Genomic DNA, 20,900 nt, shown 5'->3' with positions numbered 1-20,900 from the left:
ATATTTTTACAACAGTTCTTTAGTAACGCCTAATCCAAACAAGGCAAAATCATATTTTGCAGGATCTGTTTCATCAAATTTCCTGATGGCAGCATCCAGTTCTTCTACTGTTTTCCAGTCATTTTGTGTTCTGGAAACCAATCCCAGTTTTCTGGAGATATTTCCGGTATGCACATCCAAAGGAATGGAAAGATATTTCTGATCTATATTTTCCCAGATTCCAAAATCTACCCCTCTTTTATCTTTACGTACCATCCACCTTAAAAACATAATAATCCTTTTGGCAGAAGAGTTTTTGTAAGGCGAGCTGATATGTTTATGGCTTCTGTGTTTTTCTGTTTCAAGAAATCCACTCCTGAATCGTTCTATGGCGTGGAGAAAATTATTCTCCGGTTCTTTTACCTCAAACAGATTTTCCAGGCTTTCATTTTCTTTATAAATCCTGTTGAACTGTTTGATAAAATAGGAAAAATCCTGCCCATTGAAAGTTCTGTGAATGCTTTTATCCTGAATATCTTCCAGATCTTTTTCTGAATAATTCATCACAAAATCATAGGGAGAATTTCCCATAATATCAAGCATCTTGTCCGCAGAATTAATGATTGACTTTCTGTTCCCCCAGGAAATTGTAGCTGCCAGAAATCCTGCAATTTCAATGTCCTGTTTTAAAGAAAAACGATGAGGAATCTGTATGGGATCATTTTCAATAAAATCGGGAGTATTATACTGATCTGCCTTTTCGTTGAGAAAATCTCTGAGTTCTTCAAATTTCAGCATATTCATTTTAAATCTTTACACTTTCCAATGCTTTTGGTAAAAATGTATTGGGGAAAATATTTCTTGCTTCATCGGTAAATACAGTCAGATCACCATATCTGTTGGAAAAATGTCCTAAGATCAATTTTTCAACCTGCGCTTTCTGAGCAATCGTTGCTGCTTCTAATGCCGTAGTATGCCCTGTATAATCAGCCATTTCCTTCAAATCATGTAAAAATGTAGATTCATGGTAGAGAACCGTTGCATTTTTAATAATCGGAATAACACTTTCAAGGTAACGGGTATCACTGCAAAATGCATAAGATACCGGCGGAACAGGCTCAAGAGTCAGAATTTCGTTTTTTAGCACATATCCATCGCTCAGTACAAAATCTTTCCCTGCTTTTATATTATGATAATCACAGGTTTCAATCTCGTTGTATTTCGCAATTTCCTTCATATTAAGATGCCTGTCTTTTGGCTTTTCCTTAAAAAGGTAACCATTACAGTAAATTCTGTGATCCAATGGAATGGTATATACTTCTACTCTGTTGTCTTCATATATTTTTTCAGAATAATCTTTATCCAGTTCATGATAGACTACCTCAAAGCCGCGGTGCGTTTCCGTAATCTGAAAAATAGTTTCCAGCATCTTCTTAATCCCTTTCGGGCCATAGACATGCAGCGGAGTATCTCTTCCTAAAAGACGGAAAGAGGCAATAAGTCCCGGAAGCCCAAAACAGTGATCTCCATGAAGATGAGAGATAAAAATATGATTGATTTTTGAAAATCTTGCTTTTGCTTTTCTCAGCTGTACCTGTGTTCCTTCTCCACAATCAATAAGGAAGAGTCTTTCTTCCATTTCCAGCAGCTGGGCTGTGGGTGATGTATTGATGGTCGGAATCGCTGAATTGAAACCTAATATTGTTAAATAAGTACTCAAACCAATAATTTATTATAACAAATGTACGACAGAAAATCTAAATGGGTCGTTCACCCTGATATTTAAACTTAATCAGTCACTTTTAAAAAATCCATAAATAAATCTAAAGCCTGCTTGCGGTGGCTGATTTTGTTTTTATCTTCCGGATTCATCTCTGCAAAGGTTCTGTCATGACCCGCCGGAATAAAAATAGGATCATATCCGAAGCCTTTAAAACCTTTATTTTCTGTCAGTAAATTTCCATGTACTCTACCTTCAAAATACTGAGCTCCTTTTTCATCATAGTAGCACAGAACGGTAACAAAATAAGCTTTTCTGTTTTCTATTCCCTGCATTTCTTCCAGCACCTTTTCAATATTTTTCGCAAAATCGTGATCTCCGGCATAGCGGGCAGAGAAAATTCCCGGTCTTCCATCCAAAGATTCCACTACCAGACCGCTGTCATCTCCTAAACTTGGAACACCTGTTTTTTCAAAGCAGTATTTTGCCTTGATCAGGGCATTGGCATGAAAGGAATCTCCATCTTCCACAATTTCTTCGTGAATATTATAATCGGTAAGACTTTTCACAACGCAGTCACTTCCCAGGATCTGTTGAATTTCTTCTTTTTTATGTTCGTTGTGTGTGGCTACTAATAATTCCATTTCTATATTCATTTTCAATTTTACTTTTTTAGCTTGGTTAATTACATTTCAGCATAATGTACTTTATACTTTTTCATAAAAAGATAATAGAATAAAGAGAAAAGTACAATTCCTACGGCCAGTACAAGCCATTCTGAAACATGAAGAACTTTTGAAAAACTTTCATCTTTACCATAAAGTACCAACAGCGAAAGGGTTAAATTATTAAACGCATGCAACAGTATGGGCATCAGTAAAGATTTTGTTTTATGGTATACCAATCCCAGCACACAGCCCAGCATCACTGCGCTGATAAACTGCCATGGATTTCCGTGAACCACTCCAAAAATAATGGAAGCATACAAAATTGCTTTCCATGGTTCTACTCCTTTATTAACCAATCCTTTCTGGATAATTCCTCTGAATATAATTTCCTCAAAAATGGGAGCCATAATCACCGTCATGATAATCATTACAACAGGATTATCAGTAAGCTGGCTCATCAACTGAGTAAAATATTCATAAAAATCACCAAAAAAAGGTCCTGTAGTAGGAATCTGAGCGGCAATAAATTCTGAAATAAACATCATTCCCGCCATCATTGGAAAAATAAGAAGATAGGTAGAGAAATTAACGGATGATAAATTGAAGTTAAGCTTCTTTTGGGTGGTACGTCTTACAATGAAAAAATCAAAAAAGGCAATAGCCGTAAGGAATCCTACAGAATTCGCAACCATAAGAAACCAGTCTTTAAGCTCAATATTTTCCCTGAAAACAACTTTCCAAAAAGTACTGAATAAAGAAACAGCCATTGTTCCTACGAATAATCCAACCACCAAAACAACACCGCCAAACCATGTGAACGTAAACTTCGGATATTTGCTATTTTCCATCCTTTCTCTGTAAAAAGTTTATTAAAAACAAAGATAATTTTTTTGACTGCTACAGGCAACTAAAAAAGGATTTTCTTATTTTCGTTCCTTTATCCATGAACCTCACAAAACGAATACAGAATCTCCATTCCAGGGGATTGAGACTGCAATAAACAAATTTGCAGCTCATATGATAAAATTACTTACTGCCCCACACTCTCAATCTCTTCTCTCCAACCTAGTCAACATTGTCGTAATATAATTTGAAAACCTCGCAAAAAATCACGATTTTTGCAACTTCAAAATACGATATGTCAGACTTAATCAAAGAAATACAAAAAAGAAAGACCTTCGGGATCATTTCCCACCCGGATGCCGGAAAAACAACTCTTACGGAAAAGCTACTTCTTTTCGGGGGTGCTATTCAGGAAGCGGGTGCGGTAAAATCCAACAAAATAAAAAAAGGAGCTACCTCCGACTTTATGGAAATTGAAAGACAGAGAGGGATCTCTGTAGCGACTTCCGTATTGGCTTTTGAATATAGAGACCACAAAATCAACATTCTCGATACTCCCGGTCACAAAGACTTCGCAGAGGATACTTACAGAACATTAACTGCTGTAGACTCAGTAATCGTTGTGATCGACGTTGCAAAAGGAGTTGAAGAACAGACTGAGAAACTCGTTAAGGTTTGCAGAATGAGAAACATTCCTATGTTGGTTTTCATCAATAAACTAGACCGTGAGGGTAAAGATGCTTTCGATTTGTTGGATGAAGTAGAACAAAAATTAGGATTAACGGTTTGCCCGCTTTCTTTACCAATTGGTATGGGAAGTGACTTCCAGGGAATTTATAATATCTGGGAAGACAACATTCAGTTATTTCTGGAAGAGAAAAAACAGAAAGTTGGAGATTCTATCAAGTTTGATGACATCAATGATACTTCTATAGATGAGGTAATTGGTGAAAAAGCAGCAAAAACTTTAAGAGAAGAACTTGACCTTATTCAGTCTGTTTACCCAGAGTTTAACCGTGATGATTATATGAAAGGTGATCTTCAGCCTGTATTCTTCGGTTCAGCTTTAAATAACTTTGGGGTTCGTGAATTACTGGATGCTTTCATTGATATTGCACCAATGCCACAGCCAAAAGAAAGTGATACCCGTCTGGTAAAGCCTGAAGAAAGCACTTTCACAGGATTCGTTTTCAAAATCCATGCGAATATGGATCCTAAACACAGAGACAGACTTGCTTTCGTAAAGATTGTTTCAGGAACATTCAAGAGAAACGAAAATTATTTGTTGGTAAGAGAAGGTAAAAAAATGAAGTTTTCTTCTCCCAACGCATTCTTTGCTGATAAAAAAGAAGTAGTGGAAGAAAGTTTCCCTGGGGATATTGTTGGTTTACATGATACCGGAAGTTTCAGAATCGGAGATACATTAACCGGTGGAGAAAAATTAAGTTTCAAAGGCATTCCTAGCTTCTCTCCTGAACATTTCCGTTATATCAACAACAATGACCCATTAAAAGCCAAACAACTGGCAAAAGGTATTGATCAGCTGATGGATGAAGGGGTTGCACAGCTATTTACACTTGAGATGAATAACAGAAAGATCATCGGAACAGTGGGAGCTCTTCAGTATGAGGTTATCCAATACCGTCTGGAGCATGAATATGGTGCAAAATGTACGTATGAACCTCTATCCATGCACAAAGCATGTTGGGTAGAAGCTGATGAAAAGTCTGAAGAGTTCAAAGAATTTGCAAGATTAAAGCAGAGATTCCTGGCAAGAGATAAATACAATCAATTAGTATTCTTGGCAGATTCTTCTTTCACAATTCATATGACGCAGGAAAAATTCCCAAATGTGAAATTACATTTCATTAGTGAATTTCAGGAACATTAATTAAAAGACAAATCGCTTACAATATAGATCCGTAGAAATTTTCTACGGATTTTTTATTTCTTACTATATAATCATTTTTATGAAGGAGGTGAGATTATTATATCTGGATTCCTACGGAATGACAAACAGAACGCTAAATTTATCCATGCATTTTGTCATTCCGTAGGAATCTAATTCATAAGTAATAAAGTTGTATTATTAAATACTTCTTTAGAGAGTTCTTATACCCTTAAAACTCAGAAACGTTTTGTAAATCTTTTGTAAAACAAATACAAACCCCTGAAAATATAACAGTTATAATTTTACCAGCACAATACATTCTATTTACAATCTTTACAAGAACTTCCCTCCTAATTTTACTTCATCAAAAAAATTAATGTTATGAAAAAGTTCATATTACTCGTTGCTGTATCAGGCACTTTCATTATGTGTAAAAAAGGAGAAACTACTCAAGACAGCCTTCACGAATCAATTCATTCAGCAGACAGCGCAGCTACAGTAACTGCAGAAACCATTGACAATGCCAGTAAAGCAGCCGACCAGGTAATGGATTCTGCCAGTATTAAAATAAAAGATTTTGAGGATACCAAGAACGATATTCATCAAAAAATAGAAAAGACCTCCAAAATGGTAGATTCTTTATCTGATAAAATTACCAATACAAAACTGGAATCCAAAATAGAGAAAAAGGATTCAACGGAGAAAAAGTCTGAAAAAATTGCTGTAAAAGCTCCGGCTCCAAAGGTTATTAAAGAAACCAAAATCATTTATAAAGACAAGCCTAAAAATGACAGTTATGAACTAAATATGCCAAAAGATAAAATGGTAAAATCAGGATATCTTGTCATAAAAGCAGAGAATGCAGAAACGGTGAAGGAAATCATCAGAGAAGAAGCCCATAAAAATAACGGCTACATCAAAAGCGAAAATCTTTCTTACGTGGAATCTGCCAGTCCTTATGGAGAAAATCAAAAAATATACAGTCTTGATATCAAAGTTCCGATCCAGCATTTTGATGGTTTAATGGATGCTATCAACAGCAATGTTGGAGACATAGACACTAAGGATATTCAGGTTTCAGGGCGTAATTATGCAGACAATACGATCTGTACGATCAATATAAATATCAGTGATAAGGCTCAAACAGAAAAAGAACCTAAAACTTTCGGTGGAAAATCATTGGCAGCTATTGAATCAGGCTGGGAGGTGATTACTTCTATTTTCCTGTTTATTCTTCCGTTGTGGCCTTTATTCCTTATTGCCGGTATTGGATATTACTTTTATAAAAAGAAAAATAAAAACATTCCTCATAACGACTCTCATTAGATTTGAAATCCATCCTCGCGGTGGATTTTTTAATGTTTTTTTAATAAGGTTTAGAAGGTAGGATTAATTCTTATTCCTAATTTTATAACATTAATAAAAACAGCTTGTTTATTAGGAAAATTCCTCTTAACTTTAAGTGTAAATAAAAATAATGAATCTCCGTTATAGTACAGGATTCGTTACAAAACAGGAAATTTTTATTTCATATATTAATATTTTGTGATTTGGTGTAAAATAAGGCCCTCAGATTGAGAGCCTTATTTGTTTTATTTCATATTCACTACTTTGTCTACGACAAACTTTGTATTTCCTCTCCATGGGAGGGCACCGTTGTATTCTTTGTAATGCAGATCAAAGGTTTTTCCACTGTTGGTTTCCAACTGTTTGAAAATCTCAGGGTCATCTACAGAAAACTCAAACTCATAGCTTGTAATGGTTCCTGTTTTTCCTCTCCCGAAGCCTTCCTGAATCAGTTTGCCTTCATAGGTTTTGAAGACATAGCCTTTTTTCATGGCATAGTTCAGGTATCCGGATTTCACTCCTTCTCCGAAAACAAAAAAGTATTTATACCAGACAAATACGCCCAGTAAAAGCAGTACGACACCAAGGGTGATCCACAAAGATTTTTTCATAGGTAGTGTGTTTTATAAAATGTTATTTTGCGATACTTCTTGAGATCACGATTTTCTGAATTTCAGAAGTTCCTTCGTAGATCTGAGTGATTTTAGCATCTCTCATTAATCTTTCTACGTGGTATTCTTTCACGTATCCGTATCCACCATGGATCTGTACCGCTTCAATAGTAGTATCCATTGCTACCTGAGAAGAGTATAATTTTGCCATAGCTCCGCTTTCAGAGATATCTTTTCCTGCATCTTTCTCACAAGCAGCTTTGAAACATAACATTCTTGCAGCAGTGATCTGCGTAGCCATATCAGCCAATTTGAATGCAATAGCCTGGTGGTTGATGATCTCAGTTTTGAAAGCTTTTCTTGTTTTAGCATATTTCAATGCCAGTTCGTAAGCACCTGAAGCAATACCTAACGCCTGAGAAGCAATACCAATTCTTCCTCCGTTCAATACTGCCATAGCAAAGTTGAACCCGAACCCGTCAGCACCAATTCTGTTTTCTTTTGGAACTTTTACGTTATTAAAGATCAAAGAGTGAGTATCACTTCCTCTGATTCCTAATTTGTCTTCTTTTAATCCGATTTCAAATCCTTCCCATCCTCTTTCTACGATGAAAGCATTGATTCCTTTGTGCTTTTTCTCAGGATCTGTCTGCGCAATTACGATATAATATGTAGCCGTTCCACCATTGGTGATCCAGTTTTTGATACCATTTAAAAGATAGTAATCTCCTTTGTCTTCAGCAGTTGTTTTCTGAGAAGTTGCATCAGAACCAGCTTCAGGCTCAGATAATGCAAAAGCTCCAATTACCTGTCCGCTAGCCAGTGGAGTAAGATATTTTACTTTCTGTTCTTCAGAAGCAAATTTTTCAAGACCGGCACAAACTAATGAGTTGTTTACAGACATTACAACAGCTGCAGAAGCATCCACTTTTGCAATCTCCTCCATTGCCAGCACATAAGAAACGCTGTCCATACCTGCACCGCCGTATTGTGGATCTACCATCATTCCTAAAAGTCCCATTTCTCCCATTTTCTTCACCTGTTCTGCAGGAAATTTCTGGTCACGGTCTCTTTCAATCACTCCAGGTAATAGTTCATTTTGTGCAAAATCTCTTGCTGCCTGCTGAATCATCAGCTGTTCTTCCGATAAATTAAAGTCCATAAAAAAAATAATTAGATAGCCGTAAATTTACACTTTTTAAGCAAATCTGAAAAAATTAAATTGAAAGCAGGAAAAAGGCACAGAAAATGGAAGTTAGAGCGAGTTTAAGGCCAGTGAATGCGTGTTTTGGGATTCAAAATGATTAAAGATAAAAACAATACCGGATACGTTCAGAACCGTAAACATTCACAAATGATCAGTTCAAAATATAAAATCCCCTTTTCAGGGCTTCCGGCCTCCTTTTTGATTCAATATATTATGGTAAGCATTTAACTAGTTTCTAATTATTACATTCAAATGTTTTCAATTAAAAAAAATGCTTATATTTAAATTTCTTTATAAATTACGTAAAAAATCATGACGATCAAGAGATTATTCGATATTCCACACTACGCTTTAGAAAAATATCCTAAAACGGATATGTTTGTAACGAAATATCAGGGTGAGTGGAAAAAAACTTCTACTCAGGAGTTTATTAATGAGGGAAATAAGATATCCAGAGGATTATTGAAGCTTGGTATAAAACCGGGTGATAAAATCGCTTTGATTACAACCAATTCCCGTACAGAATGGGCTATTATGGACTTTGGGCTTTCTCAGATCGGAGTTGTTTCTGTACCTGTTTATCCAAGTATTTCACCTGAAGATTACGAATTTATCTTCAACAATGCCGAAATTCAATACTGTTTTGTTTCTGATAAAGAACTGTTGACTAAGGTAATGAAAGTAAAACATAATATCCCAAGTCTACAGGGAATATTTACTTTTGACAACATCAGTGGCGCTGCCAACTGGAGAGAAATCCTTGATCTGGGTAAAGATGAATCTACACAAATTGAAGTGGATGACCTTTCCAATGCCATCAATACAGAGGATCTTGCCACTATTATTTATACTTCCGGAACTACCGGGAGACCTAAAGGAGTAATGCTTACCCACAACAATATTGTTTCAAACGTATTGGGATCTATTCCAAGAATTCCAAAGAAAAAGAGCTTAGATTATAAGGAAACAAGGGCATTAAGCTTCCTGCCCATCTGCCATATCTTTGAAAGAATGCTGTTCTATCTCTATCAATACAACGGTTTTTCTCTTTATTTTGCTGAAAGCATCGAGAAAATGGGTGAAAACGTAAAAGAAGTGAAGCCTCATTATATGACTGTCGTTCCAAGACTGGTAGAAAAGGTATATGATAAAATTTACAATACAGGGTCTTCTGCCGGAGGATTGAAATCAAAAATTTTCTTCTGGGCTTTGAACCTGATCAGCAAGAAGAAAGTAATCTCAAAACCATCCGGACTTCAGGAAATCATCGCAGACAAACTGGTATTTTCTAAATGGAGAGAAGGTTTAGGTGGTGAAATTGTGACGTTGGTTTCAGGATCTGCGGCATTGTCTACAAGACTTAACTTAATGTTTCAAAATGCGGGAATTCCAATTTTGGAAGGTTATGGTTTAACGGAAACTTCGCCTGTAATTTCTGTAAACAGCTTTGAGAAAATGAGAGTGGGAACAGTAGGTATTCCATTGGATAATTTAAAAGTAAAAATCCAGGAAGATGGTGAAATTACAGTAAAAGGGCCTTCTGTTTTCAAAGGATATTTCCAAAACGAAGAAATGACCAAAGAAGCTTTTACAGAAGACGGGTTTTTCAAGACCGGAGATATCGGACATATTGATAGTGACGGATTTTTACAGATCACTGACCGTAAGAAAGAAATGTTCAAGACATCCGGCGGAAAATATATTGCCCCTCAGACGATTGAAAATTTAGCAAAGGCTTCTAAATTTATAGAGCAGATCATGGTGGTAGGTGATGGTGAAAAAATGCCATGTGCTTTGGTACAGCCTGATTTTGAATTTGCAAAAAGCTGGGCTATGAGAAACAATCTGAATATTGGTTCTACCCCGGAAGAGATTGCAAAAAGTGCTGAGCTGAAGCAAAGAATTGAAAAGGAAATCGAAGGAATCAACGAACATCTTGGAAACTGGGAGAAAATCAAAAAGATTGAACTTACTCCTGAAGTATGGAGCATTGAAAGCGGATTGCTTACTCCGACATTGAAGCTGAAAAGAAAAGCAGTAAAAGAGAAGTTTATAGCCTTATATAATAAGATGTATGATCATCAGGAATAAATAATATCAACCGCTTCATTTTGAAGCGGTTTTTTTTATGTTTTGGCTAAAGCCAATAGGAAGATCTATTTTTTTAATTAAACGGGCTAAAGCCCATTCCTATTGACTGTCTCATTAGAATTCTTTTTATTAGAGTTAGAGTTGTCATTCAGAGTGAAGCGTGGAATCTAAGCTTTATTGAGACTCATTGCATGTCTAGATTCCTACGGAATGACAAAGACACCGTAAAAATTACACCATCTTAAAAACGCATTAGCTGTTGAATGTATAAAAAAAGCTGTTTCATTTCTGAAACAGCTTTTGTATGATTTAAAATCAATAATTAGAATTTAATTACAGATTTCATTCTTTCGTTTTCTTCCATTACCAATTCGTCATCAACAAGGATTTTCCCTGAATGTTCATCAATAATAATTTTCTTTCTCTGAGCAATTTCCATTTGCTTTTGAGGAGGGATTGTAAAGAAAGATCCTTTTGGAGCTCCTCTTTCTAATCCTACTACAGCAAGACCGTTGATAGAATTTGTTCTGATTCTGTTGTAAGAAGCCAATAGTCTCTCATCGATTTTACCTGCAAATTCTTTAGATTGCTCTAAAAGATATTCTTCTTCTTTCTGAGTTTCAGAGATAAGACCTTCTAATTCTTCTTTCTTGAATTTCAAGTGGTTTTTCAAATCGTCGATCTTAGTATTCAGTTCACTTAAAGTTTCGTTTTTGTGAGCAATTTTAACTCCAAATTCTTTAATTCTTTTTTCAGCAAGCTGAATTTCCAGATCCTGGAATTCCATTTCCTTTCCTAATGCTTCAAACTCTTTGTTGTTTCTTACATTATCCTGCTGAGATTTGTACTTCTCAATTAAAGTTTTAGCATGGTTAATAACTTCATGCTTTGTTTTGATCTGATCGTCCTGATCTTTGATGTCAGCATGAAATTTTTCAGCTCTTTTTTCAAGACCTTCAATCTCGATTTCAAGATCTTCAACTTCAATTGGCAATTCTCCTCTAGTATTTCGGATTTCATCCAATCTTGAATCAATGATCTGTAAATCGTATAAAGCTCTTAATTTTTCTTCAACTGAAATATCGTTGGTTTTTGCCATATTTAAATGAAATAATTTACTGGGTTTGTTTTTTCAATAGATTTTGAAATTGCAAATGTACTAAATTTTTGTGATAAAATTTCAAATAATTGTTGAGCAACAAATTGTTCTGACTCATAATGCCCAATATCGCAAATCAGCATTTTAGACTCTGCTAAAAAATAGTCGTGATATTTAAGATCTCCGGTAAGATAAGCATCACATTTTCTGGAAGCAGCAGATCTTATTCCACTTGCTCCGGAACCACCCAGAACCCCTACCCTTTTGATTTTTTTATTGTTGAAAGAGGAATGTTTTATCACTTCAAGACCAAACTTTTCTTTTACAAACCCCAGGAAATCTTTTTCATCCATTTCTTCTTCCAGGTCACCATACATTCCCAGTCCGGCATGTTGGTTTTTATTATCCAGACTGTAGATCTGATGAGCCACTTCTTCGTAAGGATGTGCGGCTTTCATAGCGCTCACAATCTGACCTTGTTTAAAGCCTTCAAAAATTACAGAGATCATATCTTCATCTGCATTTTCACGAACACCCTTCTGTCCTGAAAAAGGGTTTGCTCCTTCTACCGGCCTGAATGTTCCGTTACCATTCACCGTAAAGCTGCATTCATCATAGAAACCGATATTTCCTGCTCCCGCTGAGAACATAGCTTCTCTTACTTTTTCGGAATACTCTTTCGGAACAAAAACCGTCAGTTGTTTTAAATTATTTTCTTTCGGCTGAAGGATTTTCATATTCTTTAATCCCAACTGTCTGCAAATTCCATAATTGACCCCAAAGAAATCATTATCAAATGCCGTATGAATGGCATAGATAGCCACTTTATTTTCAATAGCCTTTAAAACGGCTCTTTCTACATAGTTTTTCCCTGTTAAAGATTTGAGTCCGGAAAATATAATGGGGTGAAAGCATACTATCAGATTGCAGTTTCTCTCAACTGCCTCGTCTACAACATTTTCCAGAGCATCATGACAAACCAGAATCCCAGATACATCACGATCATAAACACCACACAACAAGCCTACATTATCAAAATCTTCTGCCTGTCTGATACTTATTTCCTCTTCAATCTTTGCAATTACAGTTTTTAGCTTCATTAATTTATATTTTACGGTTACAGCGAAGATATTAATTTTACTAAAAATCCAAAGAATATTTCTGCTGCAATAAAAAACCGGCTTTCATGGGCCGGTTGAATTTGATATAAAAAAATTAAATAAGACTGTTAATCTTTGAAGAGAGATACTCTTGTAAAGGATTCTATGACCACGCTACAACTTAAATCGGCCTCCATAAAAAGCTGATAGCCTCTTCCCGGATCAAGACTCGCAGGATCGGCAATGGTATAGAAATAAAATGTAAGAATGTTACCTGTTCCACTGGAACCACTTGGAACCAACTGGATAGAGTTAATTTCAAAACCGGAGTCAGGATTTTTAAAAGTAGCCTTTACAGATCCTGAAGAATTGGACCCGGGAGTAATAGTCGCGATAGCTCTCCAGATATGGACCTGTCCGTTAATTTCGTTTTCCCTCCATTTACCAGTAGCTGAAATATAGATATTCGAGGTAACTCCCGGAAATGGAACTGTGGTTTCCGGCCAGCTTGTAGTAGGACTTGCCGCAAAGACTAGCGGTGTGGCATAAAGCACCTGTTGTCTTGGCCCATACCCGCTCCCTGCTGCACTTAAACTGAATGAGGGTTTTACATTTGCGTTTCCAGAATTTATTTTAACGACACCATCGTTACCAGCCTGAGAAGATGTAGGAACAAAAAGCTGTCTCCAGAGGGTACCATCCCAATACTGGAAGTTATTTGTTGTCGTATTAAAAATAAGGGTTCCTGCAGTAAGGTTAGCATTTACAACACCTGCAGGGGGCACTGTAGAAGCATTATTATCAGCCAGGTATGTATCCCGGTCAGTATCTGTAAGACGAGGAATGAGAATCCCTTTCTGGTTGGAGACTATATCCAGTACTGAAGCACCATTTGGTGTTGAAGTATTAATCCCAACCTGAGCATGTATAAAACTGCTTATGAAAAACAGAATAAATAAGGTTAAATTTTTTCTCATGATATAAAGCTTTTGTTGAATAAAATTACAAACTTGGATTAATATTATGTTAAAAAATAAATTTTTATATGTCATATTTTATTCGTATTTTGTTTAATATAATGTATTGAAAATCATTAAATTAAGTGCATATAATTCACTTTTTAATGATGAAAATATTTTTAACATTTGCAAGATTCTTTTAACAATCATATCTTTACCCTATACTCTATAGAAATTACTAACTTCGCTGTGAAATAACCTATATAAATGGAAAGAGAACATAATCTTGTTCCTGAAGACAATCTTTGGAAAAGATTCCTTTACCGGATAATTTATCGTTCCGATACCAGACTCGGAAAACTGTTCGATATCATCTTATTATCTTTAATTCTTGCAAGTACAGCCATCATTATGATGGAAAGTGTACCTAAGCTTGATAAAAAGTTTCATTATACCTTCCTGATTCTGGAGTGGGTGATTTCTATTTTTTTCACTCTTGAGTATTCTATGCGTATTGCAGTGGTAAAGAATAAGCGAAGTTATATTTTCAGTTTTTTCGGAGTTATAGATTTTCTCGCGCTGGTTCCTTTTTTCCTCAGCTTTTTCTTTCCCATCACTAAATATTTTCTGATTTTCAGAATGCTTAGAATGTTGAGAATTTTCAGGATTTTCAATTTGCTGGATTTTATGAATGACGGCTACCTTATTGTACGGGCTCTGAAAAACAGCTCGAGAAAGATTTACATTTTCCTTTTATTCCTGATTATATTCTCAGTTATTGTAGGATCACTGATGTTTATGGTGGAAGGCGGAAGGCAGGGATTTGAAACCATACCGCAGTCTATCTATTGGGCAGTAGTTACTGTAACTACTGTAGGATATGGTGATGTATCCCCAATCACGCCTTTAGGAAAGTTTTTTGCGGTTGTTCTGATGCTGGCCGGTTATTCTATTATTGCTGTTCCTACCGGTATTGTAACGGCAGAAATGAGAAACAAGAGACAAAACCTGGAACTGATCTGTGAACGATGCGGTAACGAAGATATTGATGATGATGCGAGGTATTGTAAGAAATGTGGCAAGAAATTAGCTTGATATTGGATATCAACATAATTTATTCACCAAATACCACAAAATCATGGAACCAAAAAAGAAAAACAAACCGAATAGTTTAGTGATCATTCTTTTTGCACTGGTGGTGCTGATGATCATCGTCTACTTTATATTAGCAATGTTCTTCCCTACTATTTTTGACCTTATGAATAAGGGAGAGATTCAGCCGGTACCTAATAAATAATGAGTAATAAGTAATGGGTAATTCATAATGATTTATATAACATCGAGTCATATGACAAAATAAAAAGATGAGTGAAATATTTCGCTCATCTTTCTTTTGATCTATTAATTTTCAAAGTAAATACAATAAAAAGGACGGATCATCAATGACCCGTCCCTTTCTTTTTATTTAAATGATAAATTATTTTTTAATAGCCTTGATAGTCTGTTTAGATCCATCTTTCATTTCCATTGTAATTAAATAAACACCTTGCATTAAATCTCTTAAATGAATCACAGATTCAGGGTTTGCAATAGTTTTCACTAATCTTCCTGTTGCATCCGTTACAGATACATTTTTCACGTTTTTCACATCAGAAATGTTCAATACATCTGTAAATGGATTAGGATAAACCTGAATAGTATTTTTTGCCAGAGCAACTTCAGCTGTTGCCAGGTTCGCATTGTTAATACTAATATCATCTATATACAGATTATACTGATCCGGATCTGAATAAGCATTAAATCCAAAGTAATACACACCTGTTGCAGGAACTGTAAACGTTATAGATTCTGTATGGGCCATTTCATCATTAATTGAAGGATAATCTGCTATAGAGCCTGTCATAGCCGATGCGTCAGGTGAAGTTCCATAAGCAACTTTCAATTTTTCAACATAGGTAGATGAGTTATTACCGTACTTATAGCCAATTGTATATTGTGTTCCCGCTGTCAGGTTCAAACCTTGGGTAAAGAACCACGTATTGCCAGGATTGGAAGAGTTATAATGATAACTTAATACATTGGTAGTAAATCCCTGGCTATCAGAAGGCGGATCTACTGTTTCCCAATTATTACCAACTCCTGCGTTAACATTCATTGTACAGCCTGGAAGTTCAGGAACAGTAACACTTTCAAAGTCTATAGCATAAGGAAGGTTCGCACTTGAGCACAATGTTGTAAATGTAGCAGAATCACTCCATATACTTTTGCTTGCAGCACTACATGCAGATCTTACCCATACATAATAAACAGTGGAAGGAGCCAAACTTGGAATATTATAAGTAGTTGTTGTAACTCCTGTAAAATTAGGTGTACTTGTAGCTGTAGGCGCTGTATTGGTTGTGCTGTAATAAATGTCATATCCGCTTGCAGGTACAGGAGTAGCTGCCGTCCAGGAAACCGTAGCTCCTCCGGCAGTAATATTAGACATAACTAATGCATTAGGCTCACTACAAGCTGGCGCTACATCTATATTAATATCATCCACATACAACTGGTTCATATTAGCGTCAGAATATGCCTGGAACCCAAAATAATAAACTCCTGTGGCTGTTGGTGTGAAATTCACAAATGCACTGGTTGCTGTACTGGTAACAATATTTGAGTGATCTGCTAATGTATTGGTCATTCCCGCACCGGTAGCTGAAGTTCCGTAAGCTATTTTCAATTTTTCAGCATATACAGTTCCTTCTGCATTTGCATATTTATATTTAATTCTGTAGGTAACTCCTGCAGTAAGGTTAATACCGTTGGTGAAAAACCAGGTATCAGCATTATTGGCATAGTCATAAGAATACTGAAGAACATTTCCTGTAAATCCTTGAGCATCCAGATCACCGGTCTCCCACATATTTCCTGAACCGTCATTGACTACTGAGGTACAATTTGGAAGATCAGGTGGGGTTATGCTTTCGAAGTCCAACGCATATGGTACTCCTACAGAAACACAGGATGTCATAAATGTTGCCATTTGAGACCATGCACTCTTATTTGAAGTACTGCATACAGAACGTACCCATACATGATAAGTTGTAGCCGGTGCCAGTGAAGAAAGACCAGTACTTAATCCACTGCTTGTTCCGGAAACCACTGTAGCAGCAGTAGGATATGTACTGGAAGTTGAATAATAATATTCATAACCGCTGCCTGGAGCAGAAGCCGGAGCGGTCCATCCCACCTGAGCTGAATTTGCTGTAACGGCAGATACCGTTAAAGCAGAAGGAGCAAAACAAGTTGGAACTGCACCAATTACTACCGTATAATCATGAGCTTCTCCATAGCCGTCTGTATTACAAGGAATAGGGTCACTGGAGAACCTGTCACCCACTCTCATTCTGTAAGTACCAGGAGTAACGGTAGAAGGAATTGCGATAAGCCCTGAGGTAATATTGTCCGCTCCTACTTGAGTACTACTCGCAGAAGCTACAAGTTCCGGAGCTGCATCATCAAAAGTACCATCGTTATTAAAGTCTATCCAAACACGTACATTCTGATCACTGTACCCATGTTTAACACTAAAGTCATAACTCAAACCTGCACTAAGGTTGATCGTCATAGAAGTGTAATCTCCATACGCATCAGTAGAACAACCTGTATTAGGATGATCAAATCCAGCGCCTGGAATTGCAAAGGAATCTATCACATCTCCTCCGCTACACCCGCTTGCAAACGCAGGCGTACAGTAAGTCTGTGCGGAGGATAAAAAGCCGGCCATTAAGAAACCAACAAGTAAAAAATTTCTCATATAAAAACAGTATTAGTTACTCAAATCTAGTGAAAATCAACAATAAAAAAAATATTTTTTTAATTATATCACAATGAATTAAAGTTTTCCTTTTATAAAAGATAATTTCACTTATAAAAAGAGAGGCTACTCAAATTGAGCAGCCTCTTTTTCTTATTTCTTTAAGAAATTATTTACCTTTTAATTGCTTTAACGGTTTGTTTAGATCCGTCTTTCATATTCAAGACTACTAAATACAATCCTTCTTTCAGATCTCTCAATTGAAGTTCAGAAGATGGTTTCTCAATTGTTTTAATCAATCTTCCGGAAACATCAACGATTGAAACAGATTGTACCTTGGATACATCAGAAATTGTTAAGGTCTCAGTAAACGGATTAGGATATACATTAATCTTATGGTCTTTTGCGACAGTTTCAGAAGTTGCCAAATTAGGATTTTGTTTTACTTCAACATTATCTAAAAGAAGATCATCATAGAAATATCCGTTACCATTTACGTTTTTATCTACAGTAAATCTCACCTGAATAGTTGCTCCAATATAGGAAGCCGCTAAAGGAACAGCAACTGTTCTCCATTGATTTAAGTTGGTATTATCACTAAAAATCACTACCCAGCCATTTCCATCGTTTACCTCTACAGTAAGTTTATTATTATCATAACTAGAAGGTGAAACTGTAGTACCGGTTGACATAGAATGGTTTTTAAACCAATCAAAAGAAACAAGAGGAGCCGTTAATCCTGTTAAATTTACAGAAGGAGTAACCAATTGTACAGTATTTGTACCCGCTCCCGCATATGGTGAGCTTGCATCTACCCATGCATATGTTCCTGCAGCTTTTCCGTTATTAGCCGGACTTGCACCATAATCTCCATTTCCTGAGAACTTCCAGAAAAGGTTTGCATCTGTACCTGTTGCTGTAGGGTTTACATTATTCCAACAGTTTGGCGCTGCTCCACTATCAAAGTTTTGAGTAAAAGGTGCCATAACAATTCCACAAAGAGTATTAAATGTAGCAACAATACTCCATACACTCTTATCAGAAGAACTACAAACAGATCTCACCCATACATAATAAGTAGTAGAAGGAGACAATCCGGATAAAGGAGCTGAAGTTGTAGTACTGTTTCCTAAAGCTGTAGTAGAGGCTGTAGGAGCTGTACTGTTTGTTGAATAATAATATTCATAACCACTTCCAGGAGCTGTAGCTGGTGCAGTCCATGAAATACTTGCTCCGTTTGTTGTAATTGCTGAAACAGCAACTGCTGATGGCTCTGAACAAGTAGGTGTAACATCTATATTGATATCATCCACATAGATTTGATTCATATCAGCAAGAGAATAAGCCTGGAATCCAAAATAATAAACCCCTGTTGCATTTGGCGTAAAATCTACAAAAGTATTTGTAGCAGTTCCACCGGTAATATTTGCATGATCAGCTAAAGTATTTGTCATCGCTGCACTTGTAGCCGAAGATCCGTAAGCAACTTTTACTTTTTCAGGATATTGTGTTGTTCCGGTTGCATTTGCATATTTATATTTGATTCTATAGCTAACTCCGGCTGTAAGATTTAACCCTTGTGTAAAGAACCACGTATTGGCAGCATTACTGCTGTTATATGAATAGTTAAGCACTTTCCCGGTAAACCCAGTTGGAGCTGTAGCTGTTTTCCATAAATTTCCTGAACCACTATTAATAACAGTTGTACACATTGGTAAAGCAGGTGTTGTAACACTTTCAAAATCTAAAGTATATGGCAGGTTTACTGAATTACATACTGTTTGGAAAGATCTTACTGTACATGCTGTAGCCGGCCCTGTAATATTCGCTGTATACGCAGTAACAGAGTAATAGTAAGTGGTAGCAAAATTTAAAGGTGCAGCTAATGTATAAGAACTATTAGTACCGCCAGCGATATCCATGTCTAAAATATCGTTTCCTCCTGAAGTTGTTCCAACTTTTAGTTTGTAACCAGTTGCTCCATTTATTGCATTCCATGTTATTGTAGGCGTTACACTTACTCCTGTAGCACTAGATGCCGGAGCTGTAACTGTCGGACAAAGACCTAAAGTTGTGAAGTTGGCTGAACTTGACCACACCCCTTTATCAGTTCCATTACAGTTTCCTCTCACCCAATAATAATACTGAGTTGAAGGAGTTAAACCTGATAAATCTGCTGTTAAAACCCCGGCACCAACAGAACCTGATGGAGTAACTGTTGAAATTGGCGTAGTTGAAGATGTAGAATAATAATATTCATATCCATTACCTGGAGGCGTTGTTGAAGCTGTCCAGCTTATGGTTGCAGATTCAGGAGTTAAGGAAGAAGAAGAAAGGCCGGTTACTGTACTTACACAGTTAGGTGTAGTTGTAAAAGATCCTGTAGATGCATACCCACTTCCTGTTCCGGCTGCATTTGGAATATGGGAGTATACAGATTGTACTGCACCATTTAAAGCCTGTACCTGCACCTGATAGGTTGTATTCTGAGTAAGCCCCGTAATGGTAGCAGTAGCAGCAGAAACAGGATTACCAACAAGATTAGTCCAATCACAGCTTCCAACTGCTCTGTACTGAACATTGTAGGCTGTTGCACCCGTTGGAGCAGTCCAATTTACCGTTGCAGCATTATTGGTAATTGCAGTTGCAGCAGCAAAAGTTCTTACCGGTGCCTGCGTACCAGGTACCCATGTATACTGCAGACCAGCCGGGATTTTAACACTTGCATTTGTTGTACTGGAAAAAAGCATAGTACTGTTATTAGCACTACCCGTAACAGCTTTAGACCAATCACAAGTAGTTCCAGACGGCACATTGCCAATCATCAGAGAATTTACATTGGATGCATAGGTAGTACTATTTCCTCTTATTCCTACATGAGGAGTGCTATTTGAGGTACTGGTTCCTGGATCCGTACAGTTTCCATATATAATTTTGATTTCACCGGTAGCATACACCAAACGAATCTGAAAATTTAATCTTTCAGTAGATCTATTGCTGTAATTAGCATGATCCTGCCATTGTACAACAAATTCAGTTCCGAGATCTTCATATCGAACTTCATGATTTCCAATCGGCTGTGTTGCATCTGATGATGAAAAACCTCCATCCTGCCCAAAAGCAGAAATCGCCCCTGTCGTTGATCCCAGACTCGACATCGGTGTATAGTTTGTCCCCGAAGGTGCAGCTCCAAAAGCTATAAACCCATTTGCACTCACGTAACATGTTGTCATTGCAACACCACCGAAAGTAAAGGGAGAAGATAAAGGAATTGCTGCCGACACCTCATTATCATAAGTTGTATTAGTTCCGGTAGGAAATAATTTTGTTCCCCCCGTGATTGAGGTGTACGTCATCCCGCTACTTTTTGAAAAAGTATAGTTGGCGACATTAGTTTGTGCATAGACTCCCATACTCAGGAAGGCTAAACACGAAAGTAGTAATCTCTTCATAAATAGTAATAATAAAAGTTAGGACGGTAAATGTATAAATATTAATTTATATTTTAAATTAAAAATCAAAAATTATCACAAAACATTAAACAAAAACACATAAAAAACAGCATTAAAATATAATAAAATCA

16 protein-coding genes are annotated in these 20,900 nt (G+C 36.5%); 5 read left to right on the top strand and 11 right to left on the bottom strand.

The genetic code is table 11. From position 1 onward, the window contains the following. Window positions 1-6 precede the first annotated feature (6 nt). The 4 genes from CHRYMOREF3P_RS21460 to CHRYMOREF3P_RS21445 all read right to left on the bottom strand — a co-directional run bounded on the left by CHRYMOREF3P_RS21460 (window position 7) and on the right by CHRYMOREF3P_RS21445 (window position 3,215). Window positions 7-777 carry a TIGR02757 family protein gene (locus CHRYMOREF3P_RS21460; protein ID WP_410500282.1) on the bottom strand — a complete coding sequence of 257 codons (771 nt, stop codon included), beginning with the start codon at window positions 775-777 and terminating at the stop codon, window positions 7-9. A 7-nt stretch (window positions 778-784) separates the two neighbouring features. Next, window positions 785-1,699 (bottom strand): ribonuclease Z, encoded by a 915-nt coding sequence (locus CHRYMOREF3P_RS21455; RefSeq protein ID WP_077415302.1) that lies wholly within the window; start codon window positions 1,697-1,699, stop codon window positions 785-787. 68 nt (window positions 1,700-1,767) lie between these two features. Further along, entirely contained in the window at window positions 1,768-2,343 is a 576-nt protein-coding gene (gene rdgB, locus CHRYMOREF3P_RS21450; RefSeq protein WP_410493591.1) for an RdgB/HAM1 family non-canonical purine NTP pyrophosphatase, read from the bottom strand. 41 nt (window positions 2,344-2,384) lie between these two features. Beyond that, window positions 2,385-3,215 (bottom strand): CPBP family intramembrane glutamic endopeptidase, encoded by an 831-nt coding sequence (locus CHRYMOREF3P_RS21445; RefSeq protein WP_077415304.1) that lies wholly within the window; start codon window positions 3,213-3,215, stop codon window positions 2,385-2,387. A 290-nt stretch (window positions 3,216-3,505) separates the two neighbouring features. On the opposite strand from CHRYMOREF3P_RS21445, the gene CHRYMOREF3P_RS21440 reads away from it, so the two are divergent. Beyond that, window positions 3,506-5,101 (top strand): peptide chain release factor 3, encoded by a 1,596-nt coding sequence (locus CHRYMOREF3P_RS21440; RefSeq protein WP_077415310.1) that lies wholly within the window; start codon window positions 3,506-3,508, stop codon window positions 5,099-5,101. 381 nt (window positions 5,102-5,482) lie between these two features. After that, window positions 5,483-6,427, top strand: a complete 945-nt coding sequence (locus tag CHRYMOREF3P_RS21435; protein ID WP_180565477.1) for a hypothetical protein — start codon at window positions 5,483-5,485, stop codon at window positions 6,425-6,427. Window positions 6,428-6,693: 266 nt separating this feature from the next. On the opposite strand, the gene CHRYMOREF3P_RS21430 is transcribed toward CHRYMOREF3P_RS21435, so the two are convergent. Beyond that, the gene (locus CHRYMOREF3P_RS21430; protein WP_149388112.1) at window positions 6,694-7,059 is read right to left on the bottom strand and encodes a hypothetical protein; all 366 of its coding nucleotides are present in this window, start codon (window positions 7,057-7,059) and stop codon (window positions 6,694-6,696) included. A gap of 22 nt (window positions 7,060-7,081) precedes the next feature. Further along, window positions 7,082-8,221: an acyl-CoA dehydrogenase family protein gene (locus tag CHRYMOREF3P_RS21425; RefSeq protein WP_047377008.1), complete on the bottom strand. Its 1,140-nt coding sequence runs from the start codon at window positions 8,219-8,221 to the stop codon at window positions 7,082-7,084. Between the two features lie 357 nt (window positions 8,222-8,578). On the opposite strand from CHRYMOREF3P_RS21425, the gene CHRYMOREF3P_RS21420 reads away from it, so the two are divergent. Next, window positions 8,579-10,357: an AMP-dependent synthetase/ligase gene (locus CHRYMOREF3P_RS21420; protein WP_077415318.1), complete on the top strand. Its 1,779-nt coding sequence runs from the start codon at window positions 8,579-8,581 to the stop codon at window positions 10,355-10,357. 322 nt (window positions 10,358-10,679) lie between these two features. Here the strand turns inward: CHRYMOREF3P_RS21420 and CHRYMOREF3P_RS21415 are convergent, their stop codons facing one another. The 3 genes from CHRYMOREF3P_RS21415 to CHRYMOREF3P_RS21405 all read right to left on the bottom strand — a co-directional run bounded on the left by CHRYMOREF3P_RS21415 (window position 10,680) and on the right by CHRYMOREF3P_RS21405 (window position 13,533). Further along, window positions 10,680-11,456, bottom strand: coding sequence for a zinc ribbon domain-containing protein (locus CHRYMOREF3P_RS21415; protein ID WP_077415320.1), 777 nt, complete (start codon window positions 11,454-11,456; stop codon window positions 10,680-10,682). 2 nt (window positions 11,457-11,458) lie between these two features. Then, window positions 11,459-12,556: a Nif3-like dinuclear metal center hexameric protein gene (locus tag CHRYMOREF3P_RS21410; protein ID WP_077415322.1), complete on the bottom strand. Its 1,098-nt coding sequence runs from the start codon at window positions 12,554-12,556 to the stop codon at window positions 11,459-11,461. Between the two features lie 128 nt (window positions 12,557-12,684). Then, the gene (locus tag CHRYMOREF3P_RS21405) at window positions 12,685-13,533 is read right to left on the bottom strand and encodes a hypothetical protein (RefSeq protein ID WP_232539080.1); all 849 of its coding nucleotides are present in this window, start codon (window positions 13,531-13,533) and stop codon (window positions 12,685-12,687) included. Between the two features lie 249 nt (window positions 13,534-13,782). Here CHRYMOREF3P_RS21405 and CHRYMOREF3P_RS21400 point away from each other — a divergent pair, with 249 nt between their 5' ends. Both CHRYMOREF3P_RS21400 and CHRYMOREF3P_RS21395 read left to right on the top strand, forming a co-directional pair. Next, window positions 13,783-14,610, top strand: a complete 828-nt coding sequence (locus tag CHRYMOREF3P_RS21400; protein ID WP_077415326.1) for an ion transporter — start codon at window positions 13,783-13,785, stop codon at window positions 14,608-14,610. Between the two features lie 43 nt (window positions 14,611-14,653). Beyond that, entirely contained in the window at window positions 14,654-14,812 is a 159-nt protein-coding gene (locus CHRYMOREF3P_RS21395) for a hypothetical protein (protein ID WP_175627214.1), read from the top strand. Window positions 14,813-14,992: 180 nt separating this feature from the next. Here CHRYMOREF3P_RS21395 and CHRYMOREF3P_RS21390 read toward each other — a convergent pair whose 3' ends face one another. Further along, entirely contained in the window at window positions 14,993-17,317 is a 2,325-nt protein-coding gene (locus CHRYMOREF3P_RS21390) for a GEVED domain-containing protein (protein ID WP_180565475.1), read from the bottom strand. Between the two features lie 173 nt (window positions 17,318-17,490). Next, window positions 17,491-20,769, bottom strand: coding sequence for a fibronectin type III domain-containing protein (locus tag CHRYMOREF3P_RS21385; protein ID WP_180565474.1), 3,279 nt, complete (start codon window positions 20,767-20,769; stop codon window positions 17,491-17,493). Window positions 20,770-20,900: the final 131 nt, after the last annotated feature.

It is taken from the genome of Chryseobacterium sp. JV274 (genome assembly GCF_903969135.1).
In the GTDB taxonomy this organism is placed as follows: Bacteria; Bacteroidota; Bacteroidia; order Flavobacteriales; family Weeksellaceae; genus Chryseobacterium.
The sequence above is the reverse complement of the archived record's forward strand: the minus strand, read 5'-3'. Positions and strand labels throughout refer to the sequence as shown.